This window comes from Peribacillus sp. N1 (assembly GCF_054600815.1).
In genome coordinates, this window is sequence record NZ_BAAHZO010000009.1 from 84,389 (window position 1) to 106,911 (window position 22,523).

Below are 22,523 nucleotides of genomic sequence, written 5' to 3' on the forward strand. Positions count from 1 at the left end.
AATAGATATGCCCTGTTTCTGTTGAATAAATAGATCGGAGTCAGGCCGAATTATTATAGTGGCCTTCAAACTTTAATCAAACGTTTGATTAAAAAGAAAGTCTAAAGTTACTATTATTATGATGAAAACCATATTATTGGGTTATGGCTCGGAAATATTGGGTATAAGGAACTTTTTTTACCATAAAAAAGTAAAATGTTTAAAATTATTTAAAAAATGGGTTTGGAAATATGGAAAAACAGGTACATAGACTTTCGTAATGCCATATTTAGGTTTTTTTGCATAATCATAATTTACCATTTTTCGACTTTGTGGTTATTTATATGGCAGAAAATGTATGGTTCTATTAAAATGTACTATATAAGATAAAAGGAGGAGTTTTTTTCTATGTCACAAATTCGCGTAACACCTTCAGAACTGAAAGATGTAGCCAGACAATATGATAATGAGAGCCAACAAGTAACGGATATGATTGGTCGTTTAGATAGAATGAGAGATCATTTAACTGGTATTTGGGAAGGTTCTTCCAGTGAGGCTTTCGTAGGCCAGTACGAAGAATTAAAGCCTTCATTCATGGATATGGCTCGCTTGTTGAATGAAGTTTCTCAACAATTGAATAAATCAGCTCAAATCCTTGAAGACACAGATAATCAGATTGCTAGTCAAATTCGCGGATAATCATTAGGTCAATGAAATAAAGAAATTTCTAGGAAAAAGCGCCGCGACTCTTTATGAAGATCGTGGTGCTTTTTTGCATTAAAGAGGTGGTTTACATATATATTCAACTAACGATCGATTTAAACAGGTATACAGGGGAAGTATTTGATTTGCAAGTGTCGAATTACCGCTCCATCAAAAAGGTTGTGGAAATCATATGGCAGGTAAAGGATATTGCCAGTGCACCTAAAGAAGGCTATTGGGTGCGGGTCCAGAATAAGGAGTTCGTATGTTCAGGTTATGAAACCCTGCTTGATAGCGGAATTACGACGGGGGACCGCCTAGAGATCCTCTAATGGATCAGTGTGGACTCTTTATAGGAAAAAAGTCTAAAGCCCTTTAGCAGGGGTAAAGGAGTTACATAAAATGGATGAGAAAAAATCCTCATATCTGGAGAAAAAAACAGAAGCTGCAATGATGAAGGGTGATAATGGGCATTTGTTCGTTTTCCAACGGGCAAAATTATCGATGCAAGACCCACTGGAATTACAGCTTATTCATGAAGCGGATGATGCTCTCCAGAAACATATAGAAGTGACAGAGGACGAGGTGCAGATCAGAGTAAATCCACCAGCCTCTTTTTTTGTTTTTTCAAAAGCTAAAGATAAAAATCCATTGAGTAGATGGTTATCGTCTTATCAAATCTTGAAGAAAATCAGGAATCATGAATTGAGTCGCCTGCAACTTGTCGTTTGTCCGGAAAATATCGTTTTTGATTCAAGCTTGGCCCCATATTTCCTGCATTATGGCGTAAAAGACAGTTTGCCTCCTTATGAGCATAAACAGGATGAGCTATTTAAAGAAACGAAGGCAACGATTTCAGCGCTTGTGGATGGGCAGTATACATTCGAAGAGTATCTGCTTTACCATAAAACCCTGAAACTATCGAGCGAATCACAAAGCATATTGGCGACGGGGACTTGGGATGAACTTTCCACGGTCATTCAAAATCGGATAGAAGATTTAGAGAAGGAAGAAAAAGCATTTGTGCATATCCCCGAAAAGAAATGGAAAACGGGCCGTTATACACTTTGGGGTACGGTGATAGTTCTAGTGCCGCTGCTGTTGTTTACGATTTACACATTATTCTTCTCCCAACCTAAGCAGGAGGCATATGTGGAAAGCGGTGAAAGCTTTTTAAAACAAAAATACAGTGAAGTCATTGACCGGTTGGAGAACTACGATCCGAAAAAAATGCCTTATGTCGTTCAATATGAACTGGCGAAGTCTTACGTCGCTTATGAACCGTTGGATGATGTCAGAAAGAAGAATGTAGAAAATGCAATCACTTTGCAGACTGATAGTCAGTATCTTTTATATTGGATTTATATAGGCAGGGGCATGAGTGAGGACGCGATCGATTTGGCGAGGATCATGGAGGATCGTGAATTGATTATGTATGGACTCGTAAATCTGAAAGAACAGATTAAGTTGGATGATAACCTTTCCGGGGAAGAAAAGGAAACGCAAATTAAAGAAGTCGATACGGAGTTATCCCAATATGAAAAGGAACTAAAGGAATTGAAAGAGCAATTGGAGGAACAGCAAGATGAGAACCAGCCTTCAACAGAGTCGAATTTAGAGGACAAAGGCGAAACGGAAGCAAAGCCTGCTGTAAAAGAAGAAGCGGAAAAAGAACCTGCTTCTGGTGAGAAAGAGGGAAGTAAGGATTCCTCCAATAAATCATCTGAAGAAAAAGAGAAAAGCAAAGAGTGAGCAATGGGCCTTTTGCGGAGGTGAGATTTAATGAGTTTATTATGGATTTATTCTAAGGGAAACTACCAATCCTATACGATCAAGGTAAATCATAACGGTCCAATTACGATTGGGCCATCAAAGCAGGATACGATCACCATATATTCCATTCCCTTTGAACATGGTCCTATCAAGCTGAATAAATCTGAAGGACTTGATGGATATGAGGTGTTTAGAGAGGACATGAAGCTTGGTGATGTAAAGCCATTCCAGAGCTTCACCTTTCACGAAGGAGAAGAAAAGGTCGAGATTTTTTATACGGCTGGAGAATTGGAAGAGAGCCTCTATTATATAGGCAACTTGAAAGAAATCACTTTATCGGCCCAGGCAGGAGCGACTATCCGTAAAGAAGGATCTGTTTCCGGCAATGGGGCTTCCTTTGTGCTTCATAAAGGGCAGTGGCTACTCATGCCAAAGGAAAATAGCGGGATATTCCTGAATGGTGAAAGAGTAACGAAAGCTGTTCCCATTCAAAATGGTGATCTCATTTGCTGGCCGAATATGGTGCTAAGGTTGATTGAAGGCGACTTATTGATGATTCATAGTGCCGAGAGCTATGAAACATCTTTAGCTAAAATGAAGAAGCCAATCTCTGAAATGAAAAAAAACTATCCACAATATCGCCGGACACCAAGGATGATCTACGAATTGCCGGACGAGAAAGTGACGATATCTTTTCCGAGCCAAGAATCGGAAGATAATAATAGAGGGTTATGGCTGATCCTTATGCCGCCTTTAATGATGCTAATCGTCATGGGGGTCATCACGGTCATTCAGCCTCGGGGCATTTTCATCATCATATCGATTGTTATGTTCACAACGACTTTAGTTACCTCGACGGTACAATACTTTAAAGACAAAAAGAAGCAAAAACTCAGAGAAGAAAAACGTCAACGTGTATATACAAGGTATTTAGAGCAGAAGAGGGAAGAACTGCAAGAGCTGTCTGAAAAACAAAAGAATGTGCTGTTCTATCATTACCCTTCATTTGAAAGGATGAAGCTGCTGACTGACAGTATTAGCGACCGTATATGGGAGCGAACTTTGGAAAGTGAAGATGCTCTGCACTTTAAGATTGGAACGGCGACCATACCATCAAGTTATCAGGTGTCGGTAAATAGCAGTGATATGTCCAATCGGGATATAGATGATTTACTTGAGCAGTCGCAGGAACTTGTGGATGTATACAAAAACCTGGATGATCTTCCGTTATCGATCGATTTATCAAGCGGATCGATGGGCCTGGTCGGAAAGGAATCGATTGTTAAACGGGAGCTGCAGCAACTGATTGGGCAACTGGCCTTTTTTCATAGTTATCATGATGTTCGTTTTGTGGCCATTTTTCCGGAGAAGGATTACCAGGAATGGGAATGGATGAAATGGCTGCCTCATTTTCAATTGCCGCATGCCTATGCAAAAGGCTTTATATATAATGAGCAGTCACGTGACCAGCTTCTGACCTCGATTTATCAGCTTTTGAGGGAAAGAGATTTGGATGAAAATAAAGGGAAAGTGAGATTCACTCCCCACTTTGTCTTTATTGTCACGGATCGTAATTTAATTGCGGAGCATGTCATATTGGAATATTTAGAAGGTAAAACAGACGATTTAGGTATCTCGACGATTTTTGCAGCGGATGCAAAAGAGAGTTTGACGGAAAATGTCCATACGCTAGTGAAGTATATCAATGATTTTGAGGGTGAGATTCTCATCCAGCAAACGAAGGCCGTTCATACTCCATTTACACTTGATGCACATTCAAAAGAAGGGAATGAGCGTTTTGCACGTACGCTGCGTTCACTTGATCATCAAAAAGGCATGAATAATTCCATACCAGAAACGGTATCATTTTTGGAATTATTGAAAGCTCGAGAAGTGGAAGATCTGCCTATCAGCCAAAACTGGCGGACCAATCAGTCTTCTAAATCCTTGGCTGTTCCGATTGGATTGAAAGGGAAAACGGATAGGGTTGAATTGAATTTACATGAAAAGGCGCATGGCCCCCATGGTTTGGTTGCTGGAACGACAGGATCGGGGAAAAGTGAATTACTGCAAACCTACATCCTTTCATTAGCCGTTCATTATCATCCGCATGAAGTTGCCTTTTTGCTCATTGATTATAAAGGCGGGGGAATGGCACAGCCATTCAGGCAGATTCCGCATCTGCTGGGAGTCATTACGAATATTGAGGGGAGCAAGAACTTCAGTGCCAGGGCACTAGCCTCCATCAATAGCGAATTGAAGAAACGCCAGCGCATGTTTGATCGATACGAAGTCAATCATATCAACGATTACACGGATTTATACAAAGAAGGCAAAGCGGATGAACCGTTACCGCATTTATTTTTGATATCCGATGAGTTTGCGGAACTTAAAAACGAAGAACCCGATTTCATCCGCGAATTAGTGAGTACGGCGCGAATTGGACGGAGCTTGGGAGTTCATTTAATTCTTGCTACACAAAAGCCGGGCGGTGTTATTGATAACCAGATTTGGAGCAATGCCCGCTTTAAAATTTCCTTAAAAGTGCAAGATGCCAATGATAGTAAGGAAATTCTTAAAAATAGCGATGCGGCAAATATTACTGTCACCGGACGGGGATATTTGCAGGTAGGTAATAACGAGGTTTATGAATTGTTCCAGTCTGCGTGGAGCGGTGCACCATACTTAGAGGATACGGTTGGATCTGAGGATGAAGTGGCACTTGTCACAGACCTTGGTCTTGTTCAAATCTCAAACGTAACGGAACAAACAACTAATAAGAGGAAAGAAAAGATTAGTGAAATTGAAGCCGTGGCGGATCAAATTTTGGCGACACAGGAAGAAATGGAGATTAAGAAGTTGGCAAGCCCATGGCTGCCTCCTCTTTCAGATCGGTTATCGAGAAATGCTGAAAGAAGCCTGACGAGGAATCAAATCCACCTGGGAATGAAGGATGAGCCCGAATTGCAGAGCCAGACAAATTATGTCTATAACTGGATTGAAGATGGGAATGTTGGGGTTTTTGGTTCTTCCGGGTACGGCAAGTCAACCACCGTATTGACACTTCTCTTTAGTTTTGCAGATCAATTCAGTCCTGAGGAATTGCATTATTATATTTTCGATTTCGGGAATAGCGCTTTACTGCCAATGCGCCAGCTGCCTCATACTGGGGAATACTTTAGGTTCGATGAACTAAGGAAAATCGAAAAATTCATGTTATTCATGAAGGCGGAGATGGAAAGGCGTAAGCAGCTTTTTTCAGAAAAGGAGCTTAGTAACATAAAGCTTTATAATGCATTAGTGGAAGATAAATTGCCGATTATTTATATTGTGGTCGACAATTTTGACTTAGTGAAGGATGAGATGCAGGACCAGGAAGCGCAATTCGTTCAGTTTGCACGTGATGGACAATCACTTGGAATATTCATGATTTTAACGGCAACGAGAATCAATGCGATTCGCCAGCCGTTAATGAATAGTCTTAAGACGAAGGTCGTCCATTACTTAATGGACAGTTCGGAACAATATTCGGTTTTGGGAAGAACCCCTTATGAAAATGAACCTGTACCGGGAAGGGCGTTAGTGAAGAAAGACCAAACCTATCTCATGCAGGTTTATCTTCCAGCCGATGGAGCGGATGATATAGCCGTTTTGGAAGAAATGAAACAGGCCGTGGCAGAGCATAAGGTTAAATATAGGGAAATGGCCAAGCCGCCGGCGATTCGGATGTTACCGGCACGTCTTGATTCCAGCAGCTTCAAGAGTTACTGCTCACAAGCCATTAAGAAGGATTCCATTCCAATCGGACTTTCAGAGGAAAGCGTTACACCTGTTTTCTTGGAGTTGAATTCCAATCCATTCCTGCTTGTTGTAGGGCAGTCACGTAAAGGGAAAACGAATGTTCTTAAAGTGCTCTTGGAATCATTGCTTTCAGAGACAATTGGGGAAATTGGTTTGTTTGACGGAGTTGATCGTGGCCTATCTTCTTATGCCATAGAGGAGAAGGTGCGCTATGTAGAAACAAAAGATCAGATAACCGAATGGCTCGATCATATCACTGGAATATTTGAAGAACGTGAACGAAGTTATCTAGCGGCATTGGAAATGAAACCGATGAAGCAACTGGAATTCCCAAGGATCATGTTTATCATAGATAGCATTTCAAGGATCCAACAAACGATCGACGGCAGGATTCAGGATAGGATCAGCGGTTTGATGAAACAATACAGCCATCTTGGGTTTAGTATGATTGTCGCTGGAAATGCCAACGACTTCACCAAGGGATATGATTCGTTAACAACCGAACTGAAACAAGTCAGACAGGCTGTTTTGCTTCTTAAAAAATCGGACCAAAGCTTGTATACCCTCTCTTATTCAAGAAAAGAAGAAGAAATACAGCCGGGTTACGGATACTTTGTGCTCAATGGCCAGGAGAGTAAAATCCAAATTCCACTAAGTGAAGAAAGAAGGAGAGTGCAAGAGAGTGTCTGAAAAAATAAAACCGATGCTGTTAATCGGTAAAATACTGGTGATCTTAGCGCTGCCAATCTTGTTTTTTTCTTATATTGGCCAAAATCCAATGAAAAAGACAGAAACGGCTTCTCGTGAAATCGCCATTGTAAACGAAGATAATGGCACTGAATTTAACAATAATCCCATTTATATGGGCTCAGAGCTTGTTACTACACTGGACAAGGATTCTGAATATGAGTGGTTTGTGGTAAATAGGAGTACGGCGGAAAGTGGACTTGCAAATGAAAAGTATGATGCAGTCATATATTTTCCATCCGATTTTTCAGAGAATATTTATACATTCGATGATGAACAGCCTATCAAGGCAGGGATAAAGTACAAGGTACAACCTAGTTTGAATGCAGAGAACATGGAAAAGGTACAAAAGGAATTAGAGAAGACAAAGAGCAAAATGAATAAGCATATTTCAACACAGTATTGGAGTTATGTTTCCCAATCAGTCGAGGACATCCGTAAGAAGTTCGATAATGTCCTTGCTAAAGAAATCGCTTTTCAAAACACGATGTATGAGTTTTATACTCCAAGCTCGGAAAGCCTTGCCGGGGAAATCAAGCAGCATAAGGACATGCTTGAAGGAGTCTTTGCCGAGACGAAGGATGCTGGCAAAACAAGTAATGAAACAATGGATGAAATAGGGAGCACGAAGACTCAAATGGCTTCCTTTGTGAAAGATGTTGTTTCTTTTGAGGAATATCAAAAAGCTCAAAGTATCCTTTTTGAGAAAACCTCTGCCCAAAATCAGCAGCTTGTCAAGGAGAGTGTACAATCATATGACAAGGTGCTGAATGAGGGTGACCAAACAATACCTGAGATTCAGCAAGGGATGAATACGAAATACAGTCTTAATGATCAAGGCATTAGTGAGAATGTTGGGATCATGCAGCAGAAACTCGATTCCAGCAGTAATGAATTGGAACAATTTTCAACAAGCATGAAGGATAAACAAGTAGAACAGATTACGAAAATCACTCAAGATCAACAAAGCTCGATTGAACAATTGAAACAATCGGAAGAGGCGGGTCTTGATAACCTTCAGTCTACGTTGCTTGCGCAAAGAGGGAATCTTGCAAGCAGCTCTGGTGATGGGGAGGTTATTGGTGAAGGTACGAAGCCTATAGAAGATATTGAAACGGAAACGGAAAATGGTGAATCGGTTGCCGCACCTGAAAAGAAGGATCCGATTGATGAACTGTCACTGCAGGTACTGCTGGATCAAATCACTGGGATTAACACGGCACTTGAAAGTTTGGTGCCGGCAGAAGGAAGTGAAGGAACTGCTGAACAAATCAACATCCTTGCAGCGGAACTCCAAGCTGAAATCAATAATCTCAGCGGAACGGTAAACGGCAGAACGGGAAATTATAATCAAGTGATCACGGAGTTTAATACACTGGTAGATTCATATAATGAACTGCTGGCGCAGTTTACGCAATTACAAGCTGATTATAATGAACTCGGCACGAATTACAAGGATTTAGGTGACCAATGGAAAAAGTCACAGGAAGATATTCAAAAATTACAGGACATCCAAAGCATGACAATCGACGAGGCCATCGCAGAAATCAAGGCTCTCGAACAGTCACTTCTTGAAAAGGTGGGGGGAGAAAGGCGAGCGGTGCTGGTGAAGGCCTTTGAAAACCCTATCACGAATCGGGATTCAACTACCCTTCTTGCCTATTACGGTTCACTCTCATCTTACGGTGAATTGGCTGAAAGAGTCACGGAAGCAAATGTAGAAAAGGTATTTGCAGCCAATATAAAAGAATTGGAAAACTTGAAAAATGGGGTTTCCGGAAACGTAGATGAAGAAGCGAAGCTCGTTAAAGCCAGTTTAGCAGGAGTCAATGAGAACTTCGGGATGTTCTCAGATTCCATTATGGGTTATATGAAAGAATATGATGCTAACGTTGAAACGGGGCAGAAAGCTACTTTAGCTGAATTAGCGGCAATTACCGGCAAGGCTCAAGAAGTGTCTGCCAATTTGTCAGATCAAATGGAAGTTCCTGAAATGGAGGCCGAACCGCCAGTTAACCTTGATGGAGAAATGTTTGTATCACTTCAAGACAATACGGCAACAACTGTCGGCTTCATTTCCGAGCTTGTCAATTCTGTAGCGGAACGGCAGGACACGGTCACGAAGAATACAGCAGACCTGCAAGCGAAAGTTGGATCCGTACAGGAAAGGGCCGATCAGCTTAATGATAATTGGTCCCAAAATGTAGACTCGACCGTAAAAATAAAGACGGACGTCTATAGTGTCTTGAATAACACTCTAGTCGATGATCAGGAGAACGGGTATGTGTACGAATATTTAGCAAATCCTGTACAAATCAGCGGGGAAGTCCTGCATCAGGAAAAGGTTAATATCCCACCGATCGTCATGTTGGTGATCATACTTATTTCTGGGTTATTGATCGGTTTCTTCCTGCATCACTATGAAACCATTCCAATGATGGTGCATGCAGCCTTGTTTGCCTTATTGAATCTGATCGTAGGTTTAATCATCAGCATGTATGGTTTGAAGATCTATCCACTGGGAGATATGCAGGAGATTAAATGGACCGTTTTCACCGTCCTGCTTTTATTCTTCTGTTCAGCGTTTACCCGGCTTGCCTTCTCGATTGGGCCGTTCGTAGGTGCTATCCTGGTGATTGGCTTGATCAGTTTCTTTACCATTCCATTATTGGATTTAATCATGCCTAATTTCAATGTAGACCATCCGGTTGCAGATGTATATATGTCCATACAATTCGGAAATCAGTCGGCATTCATTCCGGCTAGTATCATCTTGATTGTGCTGACGCTTATTGCAACGATCATTCCATATATAGTGAAGCGTCTTACAGAAAGAAGAGCAATGGCCCATGAAGTGGAATAAATACGTAATGCCTGTCTTGCTCATCCTGTTTTTTAGCCATGCACCTCATGGCGGGGCGGAAGATGAACCCATGGTGGAGCCCAATGAATATCAAGAAAACGATATTGATATTCAAACGGAGTATTTCCATGAAGAAGGATTGTTGGAGCAGAAGCGGAAACTGCCTGAAGAACAAAAGGACCTCACTTTTGAAAGAGGGAAATATGATGTCATTGACTCGGTGGAGGACTCATTGTTTCTGTCTCCGGTAACGGGGAATCAAAATAATACCATCGCTTCAAAAGCAGATCAGCTTGGATTATTCTCGGAGGTCGGCGTTCGAACGAGAAGCGAAGAAAAAACAGAGCCTTCCCTTAATTTTGACCTGACGGTATTGCTTGGCATCGTTTTGGCACTTTTGGTCGTTTGTTTGTTTTTTGTCCTTATCCCGAAAATGGGGAAACTGAATGGAGAGGTTAAACGAAAATGAAAAAAGCCCGATTCCTGGATAAGTCAGGAATCGGGCTTTTTTGCTACATATCCATAACGGTCTTAATAAGCCCTAAAAGAAGGGCGGCTGCGAAGATCAAAATGAAGAATTTTTTATACATGATCAGTACCTCTTATATCTTATGAGTGGATTGCATTCATTTTAGCATAAACAGAAAAAGAATATACAAATCAGAGAGGCGTGGCTTCATTGCCCTAGGGGTTCGAAATTTTTTAATTCCGGTTCCCTTTTGTCTACAAACTGCGATGCGCCGATTTATTGGCGCATCCTATCGGTATTTGACCAAGTCAGGATAAACAGTCTTTGATGCAAGTTCAAAAGCTTCCCCGATCCTTGGTCCAGTTCGTGACGTGAAATTTTCATTAAACGAATGGACGTCATCGTTGGTTCATATTCACTTATCAACAGTTTAACATTCCTTTTTCATTAAGCAGCATTAATGTTTTTAGTACAAATTCGTTTATGGTTTACCGATTATCTAGTAAACTTACAATGTAAGGTTTAATTGGAGCTTAATGTAAAATTCGTGATATAGAGAAGGTATGATGCAATAGTGATATTGTGAATCCCGGGAGGTAGAGAATGATTTATAAGCAGGTCAATCAAAAACTGGAAATGGTTATGGGTAATATTGAAAAGGTGATTATCGGAAAACGGGATATAGCCGAACTAAGCATCGTGGCACTCCTTTCCGGCGGACATGTCTTATTGGAGGATGTTCCGGGCGTCGGAAAGACAGTCATGGTAAGGGCACTGGCAAAATCAATAGGTGCAAGCTTTAAACGAATTCAATTCACGCCTGATTTACTTCCTTCTGATGTTACTGGTGTTTCTATCTTCAATCCTAAGGAACAAGAATTCATTTTTAGGCCAGGTCCGATAATGGGACATATTATTTTAGCCGATGAAATTAACCGGACCTCGCCGAAAACTCAGTCTGCATTGCTTGAAGCCATGGAAGAGGCAAGTGTGACGATTGATGGTGTCACAAGAGGATTGGAGAAGCCGTTCTTCGTAATGGCGACACAAAATCCAATCGATTATGAGGGAACATATCCGCTTCCGGAGGCTCAATTGGATAGATTCCTATTAAAAATGAAAATGGGCTATCCCGGTGTGGAAGAAGAGATAGAGGTTCTTCATAGAGCTCAATACACGGCACCGCTTGAGGAGCTGAAATCCGTCATCACCTTGGATGAATTGATAGAATTACAGGATGAGGTAAAAGCGGTGATAGTGGATGACACAATAAAACGATACATTGTTGAATTGGCGAATCAAACACGTTCGCATGGAGGGGTCTATTTAGGGGTGAGCCCGCGTGGATCGATAGCGTTGATGAAGGCAGCACAGGCCTACGCGCTGATCCAGGGAAGGGACTATGTCCTGCCGGACGATGTTCAATATTTAGTTCCATTCGTATTTTCCCACCGGCTTATTTTGAAACCTGAAGCGAATTATGATGGCTACGATGCTGGAATGGTGATACATGAAATTGTCGTGACAACACAAGTGCCAGTGAAGCGGGCTGTGACCTAATGCGCAAATTCATCAACATTTTAAGAGGAAATATGAGTGTTATAGGACTTGTATTACTCATGAGCGTTTCCTTTTGCTATGCCATGTTTCAAGGCGGTTTTGTCAGTTGGTTCATTTTTTATTCATTTTTGCCGTTTTCTGTGTACGCTTTAATTCTGCTGTTTTATCCGCTGCATGATCTTACCGTTGAGAGAAAGGTCAATAAAAGGGAATGCCAGGCCGGCGAATCTGTTGAAATAGCATTGACTTTTACCCGTAAAAATCGGCTGCCCCTATTATTCATGGTGGTAGAGGAGGAATTGCCTCAGAAGATGGAAGATAGGGGATTCCAAAGGAAAATAATTATCTTTCCGGGATTCAAGCGTACCTTCAGCATGTCATATACCTTGGAAAACTTGCAGCGCGGAGAGCATTCGTTTCAATCGATCCGCTTTTGGATTGGGGATTTTTTCGGGCTAGTCGAAAAGGAAGCGATATATAGTTCACCTATGAAAATAACTGTTTTTCCTCGTTATCATGAGCTTGCTTACAGTGATCTTGATCGAGTGTTCAATCAGGGGGCAGTGGTTTCAGCAAAGAAGACACAACGGGAACATTCAGTTGTCTCCGGGGTAAGGGAATATCAGCCAGGCGATCAGTTGTCATGGATTAACTGGAAGGCGACGGCTAGAACGAGTGAAATCATGACGAAGGAATTCGAAGTGCAGAAAAACCGGGATGTATTCATCATGCTTGATGAAAAGCCGTCGGATTTATTCGAAGAATCCATTGAAATGGCTGCTTCCATTGCACACGCCCTGTTAAAGAGAGGCATGGAAATTGGGTATGTGAGCAGGAGATCGAGGTTAATCATACCGGCAGCAGCGGGCAATAGCCAGAAACGAAAGATTTTTCACCGACTTGTTAAAGAAGAGCCGAGAGTGGAAAACGATTTGAACGAAAAAATCAGGAAGGGAATTCTTCCGGCAAATGCTGTTGTGATATTCATCGTATCAGACTTAACCTTAGAAAAGGTGGACCTATTGAGTGCTTTACGGCCTAATCAGGGATTAATGTTATGCATGAAGAAACAAGCGGATCTTACTGATGAGGAAAGGCTGTCAAGCTCTGCAGCTGTTTCGAGGGGGATAAAGGTTAGCTTTTTTGAACATGGCCAACTAAAGTCTGGCAGATCAGAGGTGATGGCGAAATGAATGTCACCACCGCAAAGTTGGAAAGCTTCATGCACGTCCTCATGTATGTATTTGGTCTGTTGTTGATTACTGAATGGTTGAGGCCTGTCGATAAACTCACAGATACAGGTAATATCATCATTTTTATCGTATTTTTGCTCTATTCCCTGCTACTGCATTATTTCCGCATACATTGGTCAATCCGGTTTATTCTCATTAGTGCTTATATAATCATTTCATTGCAGTTCCTCCATTCAAAAGGCGCTTTATTGCAATTATCATGGCTGAAGGATGGATTCCTAGCGGATTTTACGGCCAATCTTGGATTTATACATGATGGTAATTGGGAGCTGATCACAAATCCATTTCGAACGTTTCTATTTTTTGTCCTTCTGTGGCTTGTAACGTATTTGATCCATTACTGGGTGATGGTAAGGCAAAGCATTTTTTTCTTTTTTATGTTAACGGTGATTTTTATATCTGTACTTGATACATTCACTCCCTATGTGGGCGATAAGGCAATGATCAGAATCATCATCATCGGGTTCTTGATGCTAGGCCTGCTGTCCCTGCTGCGACTTACGATACAGGAGCGGATCAAGTTTTCGATGGCTTTCATCAATAAGTGGATCTTAATGCTGACCGGCATGATATTGGTGAGTGTCCTTGTAGGTTTCGCTGCCCCAAAGCTCTCTCCGCAGTGGCCGGACCCGGTGCCTTATATTACCTCTTATTCTGATAAAGCAGGGAAAGAAGAAGGTGGTTCGAAGCGTAAAAGTGTCGGATATGATGAAGATGATTCGGATCTTGGCGGTTCGATAGAGCCGGATGGTTCCATCGTTTTTTATAATAATGCTCCTGAAGGACATTACTGGAAAGTCGAGAACAAGGATATTTATACCGGTAAAGGGTGGGTTTCCATCCTGGAAACGGACTTTCACACTTTTTCCAACGGGCAGGATATGGCATCTTTAGATATTTACGACGTTCCTGAAGTGGTGAAGACAGAAGAAATGACGGCAAAAGTGTCCATGACGGAATCATATTCCCATATCCTTCATCCGCAGTCCGGGTATTTAAAAAAGATTGAGGGCAAAAACGGAACGGATTTCAAATATTATGAGGGTATGGACAAAGTTATTTCTGAAAAGGATAATGGCGAGCGACTGTCCATGAAAGAGTATGAGCTGGTCTATGATATGCCGAGTTTTGATATAGCTGAGTTAAGGAAAGTGACGGAACCTGACGAATCAATGGATTTATTAATAGAAAAGAACACGCAGCTTCCAGAGGGAATGCCAAACCGGATATATGAATTGGCATCCGGGCTTACAAGGAATGAAGCGAATTGGTACGATAAAGCAAAAGCCATTGAGGATTATTTTGACGGACCTGAATTCATTTATTCTAAGGATGATATTCCGTATCCGGAGAGCAATCAAGATTATGTCGATCAATTTTTATTCGAGACACAGATAGGGTATTGCGATAATTTTTCAAGTGCAATGGTTGTTTTGCTAAGAGCCGCCAATATACCTGCAAGGTGGGTAAAGGGCTATACGGAAGGGGAAAAATCAATCCTTGATGGCGAATCCGTTTATAAGGTGACCAATAATAATGCACATTCCTGGGTCGAGGTTTATTTTTCAGGGATAGGCTGGGTTCCCTTCGAGCCGACAAAGGGTTTCAATGGGGAAGTTGAATTTTACGATTCGGAATTGAAACAGGAAGCGGTCAAGAAGCCTGAAGAAACTCCAAATAATTCAGAGCAAATAGAGACCAGGGAACGCCAGGATACACCCGATAGGGAAACTCAATCATCCGTGAAAACGGGTATCGGGAACATGGGTGGGTTCTTAAAATGGACTGCCATCTCACTATCAGGTGCATTGATTTTCGCTTCTATTGGTTATTTCTTTAGAAGGAAGTGGATTCCTCATCTGCAGATTCTTCGTTATAGAAAGAAAACCGGTGCTCATTTCTCGACAGCCTATTTAATTTTATTGAAACAATTAAAACGAGCTGGTTTAGTTCGTCCGGAGGGGCAAACATTAAGGGAGTACGCCGCCTATGTGGATGCAGTGTATGATACGGATAAGATGGGCGAATTGACGGCTGGATACGAGTTAATGATATATCGTGGAGACGTGGAAGATGGCGAATGGAAGCACTTTCAAAAGGGTTGGGAAAGCTTGATGAGAAAAACTAGCTCTTGACCAGGTTTTTATTATATTGATACAATAACAAAAACTAACTTAAACTAATATATCCTTCATATATCCTCGATAATATGGATCGAAAGTTTCTACCGAATCACCGTAAATGATTTGACTATGAAGGCGGATTTTAACAGGAAAGCTGAAAATCTGCCTTCGTCTATACTTTTTCTGTATTTTTGAGGGTGGATTTTTAGTTTTTCTTTTTTTATGATAATATTTTTTATAAGAAATTATCACTCGATTTCATGAGTGAATTACATTGATAGAGGTGACGTTTGTGCCGGGGAAAACAGAATTGCAAAAAAACCAGGAAATGATCGTAGTACTTGATTTCGGAAGCCAATATAATCAATTGATCACTCGTCGTATCCGCGAATTTGGTGTGTACAGTGAGCTTCATCCTCATACAATTACTGTAGAAGAAATCGAGAAAATGAATCCAACGGGAATCATTTTCTCAGGGGGTCCGAATAGTGTTTATGATGCAAATGCATTTGGTTGTGATGAACGCATATTCGAAATGGGCCTTCCGATTTTCGGTATTTGTTATGGCATGCAGCTTATGACTAAACATTTTGGCGGTAAGGTGGAACCAGCGAAAAACCGTGAATACGGTAAAGCGACACTTGCCATCCAAAATGAATCTAAGTTATTCAGTGACCTGCCGGAAGAACAGATCGTCTGGATGAGCCATGGTGATCTAGTGGTGGAAACGCCTGAAGGTTTCCAAATTGATGGGACGAACCCGTCTTGCCCAATTTCGGCTATGAGTGACGAATCACGTAAATTATATGCCGTGCAATTCCATCCTGAAGTCCGTCATTCCGTATACGGTAATGACATTTTGAAAAATTTCGTATTCGGCGTTTGTGGCTGTAAAGGTGACTGGTCAATGGAGAACTTCATTGAAATAGAAATGGAGAAAATCCGCCAAACGGTCGGAGATAAAAAAGTGTTATGCGCATTGAGCGGCGGTGTGGATTCATCCGTTGTTGCTGTATTGATCCATAAAGCGATTGGCGATCAGCTGACATGTATTTTCGTTGATCATGGATTACTTCGTAAAGGGGAAGCCGAAGGTGTAATGGAAACATTCAGGGAAGGTTTCAATATGAATGTAATCAAGGTCGATGCAAAAGAACGTTTCCTATCGAAACTTGCTGGCGTTTCAGATCCGGAACAAAAACGGAAAATCATCGGTAACGAGTTTATCTACGTATTCGATGACGAAGCAACGAAGCTTGAAGGAATTGATTTCCTTGCACAGGGTACACTTTACACAGACATTATTGAAAGTGGTACGGCCACTGCACAAACAATTAAATCGCATCACAACGTTGGCGGTCTGCCGGAAGATATGCAATTTAAATTGATTGAGCCTTTGAACACTCTATTCAAGGATGAAGTGCGTGCACTTGGTAGTGAAATGGGCATTCCGGATGAAATCGTTTGGCGTCAACCTTTCCCGGGTCCAGGTTTAGGTATTCGTGTATTAGGTGAAATTTCAGATGAAAAACTTGAAATCGTTCGTGAATCTGACCATATCTTACGTGAAGAAATTAGAAAGAATGGTTTGGAACGCGAAATTTGGCAGTACTTTACGGTCCTTCCTAACATTCGAAGCGTAGGGGTAATGGGCGACGCGCGTACGTATGATTATACAATCGGGATCCGTGCGGTTACATCCATTGACGGAATGACTTCCGATTGGGCAAGAATCCCTTGGGATGTACTTGAAATCATCTCAACGAGAATCGTTAATGAAGTAAACCATGTAAACCGCGTAGTTTATGACATTACGTCTAAGCCACCTGCAACGATTGAGTGGGAATAGAAGATTAAAATCATCCAATCAGTGAAGGAAATATCCTTCACTGATTTTTTTTGGTTAAAATAGTATTTGAATATGTAGATTACTTACATTTTACGTATGTTGGCGAAGATATAGCCATAATAAGTAAGGAATATATAGCGAAAAGCGAACATTGCCTAAAATTACATAAAAAATATTCGTTAGATATATTGACGATTATTTTAGTGACTGATACACTATACCTATAATAATAAAAAAACATAATTGTCGTATAATATTGGGGATATGGCCCAAAAGTTTCTACCAAGCTGCCGTGAACGGCTTGACTACGATGTGGAAGGATTGGCGCGGATAAACCGCCACTTCTTTACATGACCGCAGTCAAGCCCCGTTCGTAAGCGAATGGGGCATTTTCTGTTGGCACGATTTTATGATAGGGGAGACTCATAATGAAAAATTATTTTCGGTTTAATGAGCTGGGAACTAATTATCGCCGTGAAATACTTGGTGGACTGACTACGTTCCTTTCAATGGCATATATCCTGGTTGTTAACCCTGTGATGCTGACTTTACAAAGCATCGAGGACTATCCGGATGAATTGAGAATGGACTACGGAGCGGTTTTTGCAGCGACCGCCTTGGCAGCCGCAATCGGTTCGATATTGATGGGACTCATAGCCAGGTATCCAATCTCGCTTGCACCAGGGATGGGATTGAATGCTTTCTTTGCTTTTACCGTTGTGCTTGGTTTTGGAATTCCTTGGCAGACGGCCTTGTCGGGAGTATTGATTTCAGGTATTATCTTCGTTTTGCTTTCCCTATCGGGAATACGTGAGAAAATCATTAATGCAATTCCAGTCGAGTTGAAATACGCAGTTGGTGCCGGTATCGGTTTATTCATTACGTTTGTAGGGTTTCAGAATGCTGGAATCATCACGAATGATGACAGCGTTCTTGTAGGACTGGGCGACTTGACATCAGGAAATACTTTATTGGCTGTGTTTGGAATTGTCGTAACCGTCATTTTGATGACGAGAGGCGTCAAAAGCGGCGTGTTCATAGGGATGGTCATTACAGCCATAGCAGGAATGATTTTTGGACAAGTTCCGGTGCCGGAGAAAATAATCGGTGCCGTTCCTAGCATAGCGCCTACATTCGGGGTTGCGTTCGATGCCTTCGGAAATCCCGGTGATCTCTTCACTGGTCAAATGTTAATCGTGATACTGACCTTCTTGTTTGTAGCGTTCTTTGATACAGCAGGTACGTTGGTGGCTGTAGCGCAACAAGCTGGTTTAATGAAGGATAATGTTCTTCCTAGAGTGGGAAAAGGATTACTTGCTGATTCATTATCCATCGTTTCAGGTGCAATTCTTGGTACATCCACCACGACATCTTATGTAGAGTCTACATCGGGTGTTGCCGCTGGTGCTCGAAGCGGTTTTGCGGCTGTAGTGACAGGATTGCTGTTTGTCCTATCCCTATTCTTCTTCCCGCTTCTATCAGTGGTTACATCTGCGGTGACTGCGCCGGCATTGGTTATAGTCGGAGTGTTAATGGCATCATCACTTAAAAATATTGACTGGCAGAAGTTTGAAATTGCGGTTCCGGCCTTCTTTACGGTTATCATGATGCCTATGACATATTCGATTGCGACAGGTATAGCTTGCGGATTCATCTTCTATCCGATCACCATGTCGATGAAAGGGAGAGCTAAAGAGGTTCACCCAATCATGTGGGGGCTTGGAGTCGTTTTCCTACTATATTTCATTTTCTTGAAGTAATAAGGCAATAAGTAAGGAGAGTCCTGATTTCAGGGCTCTTCTTTCATGTTGTAAGAGAAAGCTCATATCGTGTATAGTAAAAGGACTAAGTACTAAGTACTTTATCCTGTATGGGGCATAGGGATGACTTTGAGAAAAAAAGAGGGAGAAAAATGAATGGTTTTATCGTTGAAAAGGTTTTGAACAATAATGTGGTGATTGCCACGCATCCGTCGTATGGAGAAGTCGTTTCTATTGGAAAGGGCTTAGGCTTCAACCGAAAGAAAGGCGAAGAGTTAAGTCCGGAACTTGCGGAGAAGACGTTTGTCCTGAAAAATGTCAAGGAACAGGAAAGTTACAAAAAACTTTTGCCGCAGATCGATCAAAATCTTCAAGCTGCCATTATAGAATCCATTCATCTCATTAACGACCGAGTAACTGGAAAACTCAATGAACATATACATGTCGGTTTAACTGATCATTTATTGTTCGCCCTTCAGCGTGTTTCACAAGGAATGACTATCAAAAACCCATTCTTGAAAGAAACGATAACCCTTTATCCTTTTGAACATGATATTGCTGTTGATGTAGTAGAATTAATTCAAGATAAGACAGGCATAGGCCTGCCCCAAGGGGAAATCGGTTTTATTACGCTTCATATTCATAGCGCAATATCAAATAAAGACTTATCGGAAGTCAATCAGCATTCGCAGTTAATCTATCAACTTATCCAAGTTGTTGAAGAACAGCTCAACGTACAAATTAATAAGGATAGCATTGATTATTCACGTTTGGTCCGTCATTTAAGATTCATGATAGACAGGGTGTTGGCTGGCGAAAAAGTAGAGGAACCCGAAAAAATAGCAATGCTATTGAAAGAAGAATATCCTTTGTGTTACAATATCTCTTGGAAGCTAATAAAGATTATGCAGCAGAAATTAGGCAGACCGGTTTGTGATGCGGAAGCTGTCTATCTAACGATGCATATCCAACGATTACAAAAGAAAATTAAATAAACATACATTAACTTACGTGTTACTGATTCGATCAGGCATAAGTGAGGAGAATGATTGTTATGAAAGAGGGTATTATATACCTGAATTTTCATTTCAATCCTATCTTTGCTTATGCCTTTTTTGTATTTGAATTCTGATGCGTGGGAAGATGAATACCATCGTAAATGTAACCGTTTTATTAGCATGGAATAACAGTAAAGAGGAGGAAAACCTATGTTTAAGAAGTTGTTTGGTGTTTTGCAAAAAATCGGAAAAGCTTTGATGCTTCCTGTAGCCATTTTACCAGCTGCCGGAATTTTGCTTGCGTTTGGTAATGCATTGCAAAACGAAACTTTGTTGGATATCGCCCCGTTTCTTGCGAGTGGCGGAGTGGAAATGGTCGCATCGGTAATGGAGAATGCCGGGAATATTATTTTTGGGAATCTTCCCTTGTTGTTTGCTGTGGGGGTCGCAATTGGGTTAGCTGGCGGAGATGGTGTTGCCGGACTGGCTGCGATTATCGGGTTCTTGATTATGAATGTAACGATGGGAACCGTTCTTGGCATTGACGCTGCCGACATTGCGAACAATGGTGCGGTGTATAGCAATGTTCTGGGAATCCCGACGTTGGGAACTGGTGTGTTCGGCGGTATAATTGTCGGTGTCATGGCTGCTGTTATGTATAATAAGTTTTATGAAATTGAACTGCCTTCTTATTTAGGATTCTTTGCAGGTAAACGTTTTGTACCAATTGTAACAGCCGCAAGCGCAGTTATTCTTGGATTGCTGATGATCTTGGTTTGGCCGACGATTCAATCGGGGTTAAATTCATTTTCCGAAAATATGTTGGGTGCTAACCTGACTCTGGGAGCTTTCGTGTTTGGGGTTGTAGAACGTGCGCTGATTCCTTTTGGATTGCATCATATCTTCTACTCCCCATTCTGGTTCGAATTTGGCAGCTATATCCCTCAAGGCGGGGGAACGCCAGTCAGAGGAGACCAAGCTATCTTCATGGCTCAAATTAAAGATGGCGTACAGAATTTAACGGCAGGTACCTTCATGACTGGTAAATATCCATTCATGATGTTCGGGTTACCAGCTGCAGCTTTGGCCATTTATCATGAAGCAAGACCGGAAAGAAAGAAAATTGTAGGGGGCTTGATGGCTTCTGCGGCACTTACATCTTTCCTTACTGGGATTACTGAGCCACTTGAATTTGCCTTCTTATTTGTTGCACCGGTACTTTTCGGGATTCACTGTCTGTTTGCAGGTCTATCATTCATGACCATGCATTTACTGGATGTGAAAATCGGGATGACGTTCTCGGGCGGTTTGATCGATTACGTACTGTTTGGTTTAATTAATCCGCAAACCAATGCATGGATCGTTATTCCGGTTGGCTTGGTCTTTGCGCTTATCTATTACTTCGGATTCCGATTTGCGATAAGGACGTTTAACCTTAAAACTCCTGGCCGTGAAGTGGAAGAGGATGAGGAAGCGGAAGGATCTGCAAGTACAGCTGGAAGTCTTCCTGGGGATATCTTGGATGCTATGGGCGGAAAAGAAAATATTTCTCACTTGGATGCTTGCATTACCCGTCTTCGTGTATCGGTCAATGACATCGGTAACGTTGATAAAAATAGGCTGAAGAAACTTGGAGCCGCTGGAGTTCTGGAAGTGGGCAATAATATCCAGGCAATCTTCGGACCTCGTTCAGAAACGATCAAGGGGCAAATGAAAGATATCATCGATGGAAAAAGGCCTCGTAAAGTAGAAGCATCTCCTGAAGTGGGTGTGGAAAAGCAAATCGAGGATGTCATCCCGAAACCTTTACGGACTGATGAAGTTTCCGAGCGCTTTGTTTCTCCTATTAAAGGGGAATTAAAACCGATCACGGAAGTGCCTGATGCTGTTTTTGCTGAAAAAATGATGGGTGATGGGTTTGCCATCGTACCTGAGGAAGGGTTGGTTGTTTCTCCTGTAGACGGTACAATCGTTAACCTATTCCCGACTAAACATGCAATCGGTATCGTTTCCGAAGCTGGTCGTGAAATCTTGATTCATGTCGGGATCGATACAGTTAAGTTAGAAGGCAAAGGATTCGAAGCGCTAGTCTCTCAAGGAGATAAAGTGACAAGCGGACAGCCGTTGCTCAAAGTTGATATAGAGTATGTTAAAAACAATGCCAGCTCTATCATTACGCCAATCGTCTTCACTAACCTTTCTGAAGGTGAAAGTGTGAAGATTGAAAAGGCCGGAAATGTAGATAGAGAAGAAGCGGACGTAATTACCATTAATAAATAATCATTAATAACAGGAGGGTGGCTATAATCAGCTGCCCTCTTTTTTTTGATGATCAATGACAGGGTCCGGCTTCTATAGAATGCAAGTGGTGTATATATAGAAGAAGTTGGCTCATAAAAAAGTGAAGTAACTTTTTAAAAGATTGCATTGACTTATCTAAATGCAAGTGCTAATATATTAAATACACCGCTTGAGACAAAAAAAGATAAACAAGTAAATAATAACTTGTTGTTGACTTTGTGTTTGAAAGGTGTTAAACTAATAAAGTCGCTAAAAAGCGATGGAAAATATTGCTCTTTGAAAACTGAACAAAACAAAGCGCCAACGTTAAATTTTAAGTGAGCACACACTATCAAAAAAGCAAAT

General features: G+C 41.4%; 14 protein-coding genes and 2 riboswitches. Of the genes, 13 read left to right on the top strand and 1 reads right to left on the bottom strand.

From position 1 onward, the window contains the following. The first annotated feature begins 387 nt into the window (after positions 1–387). The 13 genes from ACYP5M_RS24450 to ptsG all read left to right on the top strand — a co-directional run bounded on the left by ACYP5M_RS24450 (position 388) and on the right by ptsG (position 22,157). Positions 388–678: a WXG100 family type VII secretion target gene (locus ACYP5M_RS24450; RefSeq protein ID WP_034306171.1), complete on the top strand. Its 291-nt coding sequence runs from the start codon at positions 388–390 to the stop codon at positions 676–678. 95 nt (positions 679–773) lie between these two features. Then, entirely contained in the window at positions 774–1,013 is a 240-nt protein-coding gene (gene yukD, locus ACYP5M_RS24455; protein ID WP_053537134.1) for an ESX secretion system protein YukD, read from the top strand. A gap of 70 nt (positions 1,014–1,083) precedes the next feature. Further along, positions 1,084–2,433, top strand: a complete 1,350-nt coding sequence (gene essB / locus ACYP5M_RS24460) for a type VII secretion protein EssB (RefSeq protein WP_434168344.1) — start codon at positions 1,084–1,086, stop codon at positions 2,431–2,433. Between the two features lie 30 nt (positions 2,434–2,463). Next, positions 2,464–6,945 (top strand): type VII secretion protein EssC, encoded by a 4,482-nt coding sequence (gene essC / locus ACYP5M_RS24465; protein ID WP_459735630.1) that lies wholly within the window; start codon positions 2,464–2,466, stop codon positions 6,943–6,945. Next, positions 6,938–9,865, top strand: coding sequence for a type VII secretion protein EsaA (esaA, locus tag ACYP5M_RS24470; RefSeq protein ID WP_459735631.1), 2,928 nt, complete (start codon positions 6,938–6,940; stop codon positions 9,863–9,865). Before essC ends, esaA begins: the two co-directional genes overlap by 8 nt. Continuing rightward, positions 9,852–10,334, top strand: a complete 483-nt coding sequence (gene essA / locus ACYP5M_RS24475; protein ID WP_101225648.1) for a type VII secretion protein EssA — start codon at positions 9,852–9,854, stop codon at positions 10,332–10,334. Before esaA ends, essA begins: the two co-directional genes overlap by 14 nt. 603 nt (positions 10,335–10,937) lie before the next feature. After that, positions 10,938–11,894: an AAA family ATPase gene (locus ACYP5M_RS24480; protein WP_452445356.1), complete on the top strand. Its 957-nt coding sequence runs from the start codon at positions 10,938–10,940 to the stop codon at positions 11,892–11,894. A gap of 32 nt (positions 11,895–11,926) precedes the next feature. Beyond that, complete coding sequence (locus ACYP5M_RS24485) at positions 11,927–13,087, top strand: DUF58 domain-containing protein (RefSeq protein ID WP_459735632.1); 1,161 nt, start codon at positions 11,927–11,929, stop codon at positions 13,085–13,087. Continuing rightward, on the top strand, positions 13,084–15,282 hold the full coding sequence (locus ACYP5M_RS24490; protein WP_452445354.1) for a DUF4129 domain-containing transglutaminase family protein: 2,199 nt from the start codon (positions 13,084–13,086) through the stop codon (positions 15,280–15,282). Before ACYP5M_RS24485 ends, ACYP5M_RS24490 begins: the two co-directional genes overlap by 4 nt. A 36-nt stretch (positions 15,283–15,318) precedes the next feature. Then, positions 15,319–15,420, top strand: a riboswitch (purine riboswitch). Positions 15,421–15,562: 142 nt separating this feature from the next. Next, on the top strand, positions 15,563–17,119 hold the full coding sequence (guaA, locus tag ACYP5M_RS24495) for a glutamine-hydrolyzing GMP synthase (RefSeq protein WP_452445352.1): 1,557 nt from the start codon (positions 15,563–15,565) through the stop codon (positions 17,117–17,119). A 226-nt stretch (positions 17,120–17,345) separates the two neighbouring features. Then, positions 17,346–17,447: riboswitch (purine riboswitch) on the top strand. Between the two features lie 100 nt (positions 17,448–17,547). After that, positions 17,548–18,879, top strand: a complete 1,332-nt coding sequence (locus ACYP5M_RS24500; RefSeq protein ID WP_063235528.1) for an NCS2 family permease — start codon at positions 17,548–17,550, stop codon at positions 18,877–18,879. A 152-nt stretch (positions 18,880–19,031) separates the two neighbouring features. After that, on the top strand, positions 19,032–19,874 hold the full coding sequence (gene glcT, locus ACYP5M_RS24505) for a glucose PTS transporter transcription antiterminator GlcT (RefSeq protein WP_101225652.1): 843 nt from the start codon (positions 19,032–19,034) through the stop codon (positions 19,872–19,874). A 213-nt stretch (positions 19,875–20,087) separates the two neighbouring features. After that, a complete protein-coding gene (gene ptsG, locus ACYP5M_RS24510; protein WP_434168350.1) occupies positions 20,088–22,157 on the top strand; it encodes a glucose-specific PTS transporter subunit IIBC in 2,070 nt (689 codons plus the stop codon). A 152-nt stretch (positions 22,158–22,309) separates the two neighbouring features. On the opposite strand, the gene ACYP5M_RS24515 is transcribed toward ptsG, so the two are convergent. Continuing rightward, positions 22,310–22,523, bottom strand: a 214-nt coding sequence (locus ACYP5M_RS24515; protein WP_459735633.1) for a hypothetical protein, incomplete at its 5' end; no start/stop codon positions are given.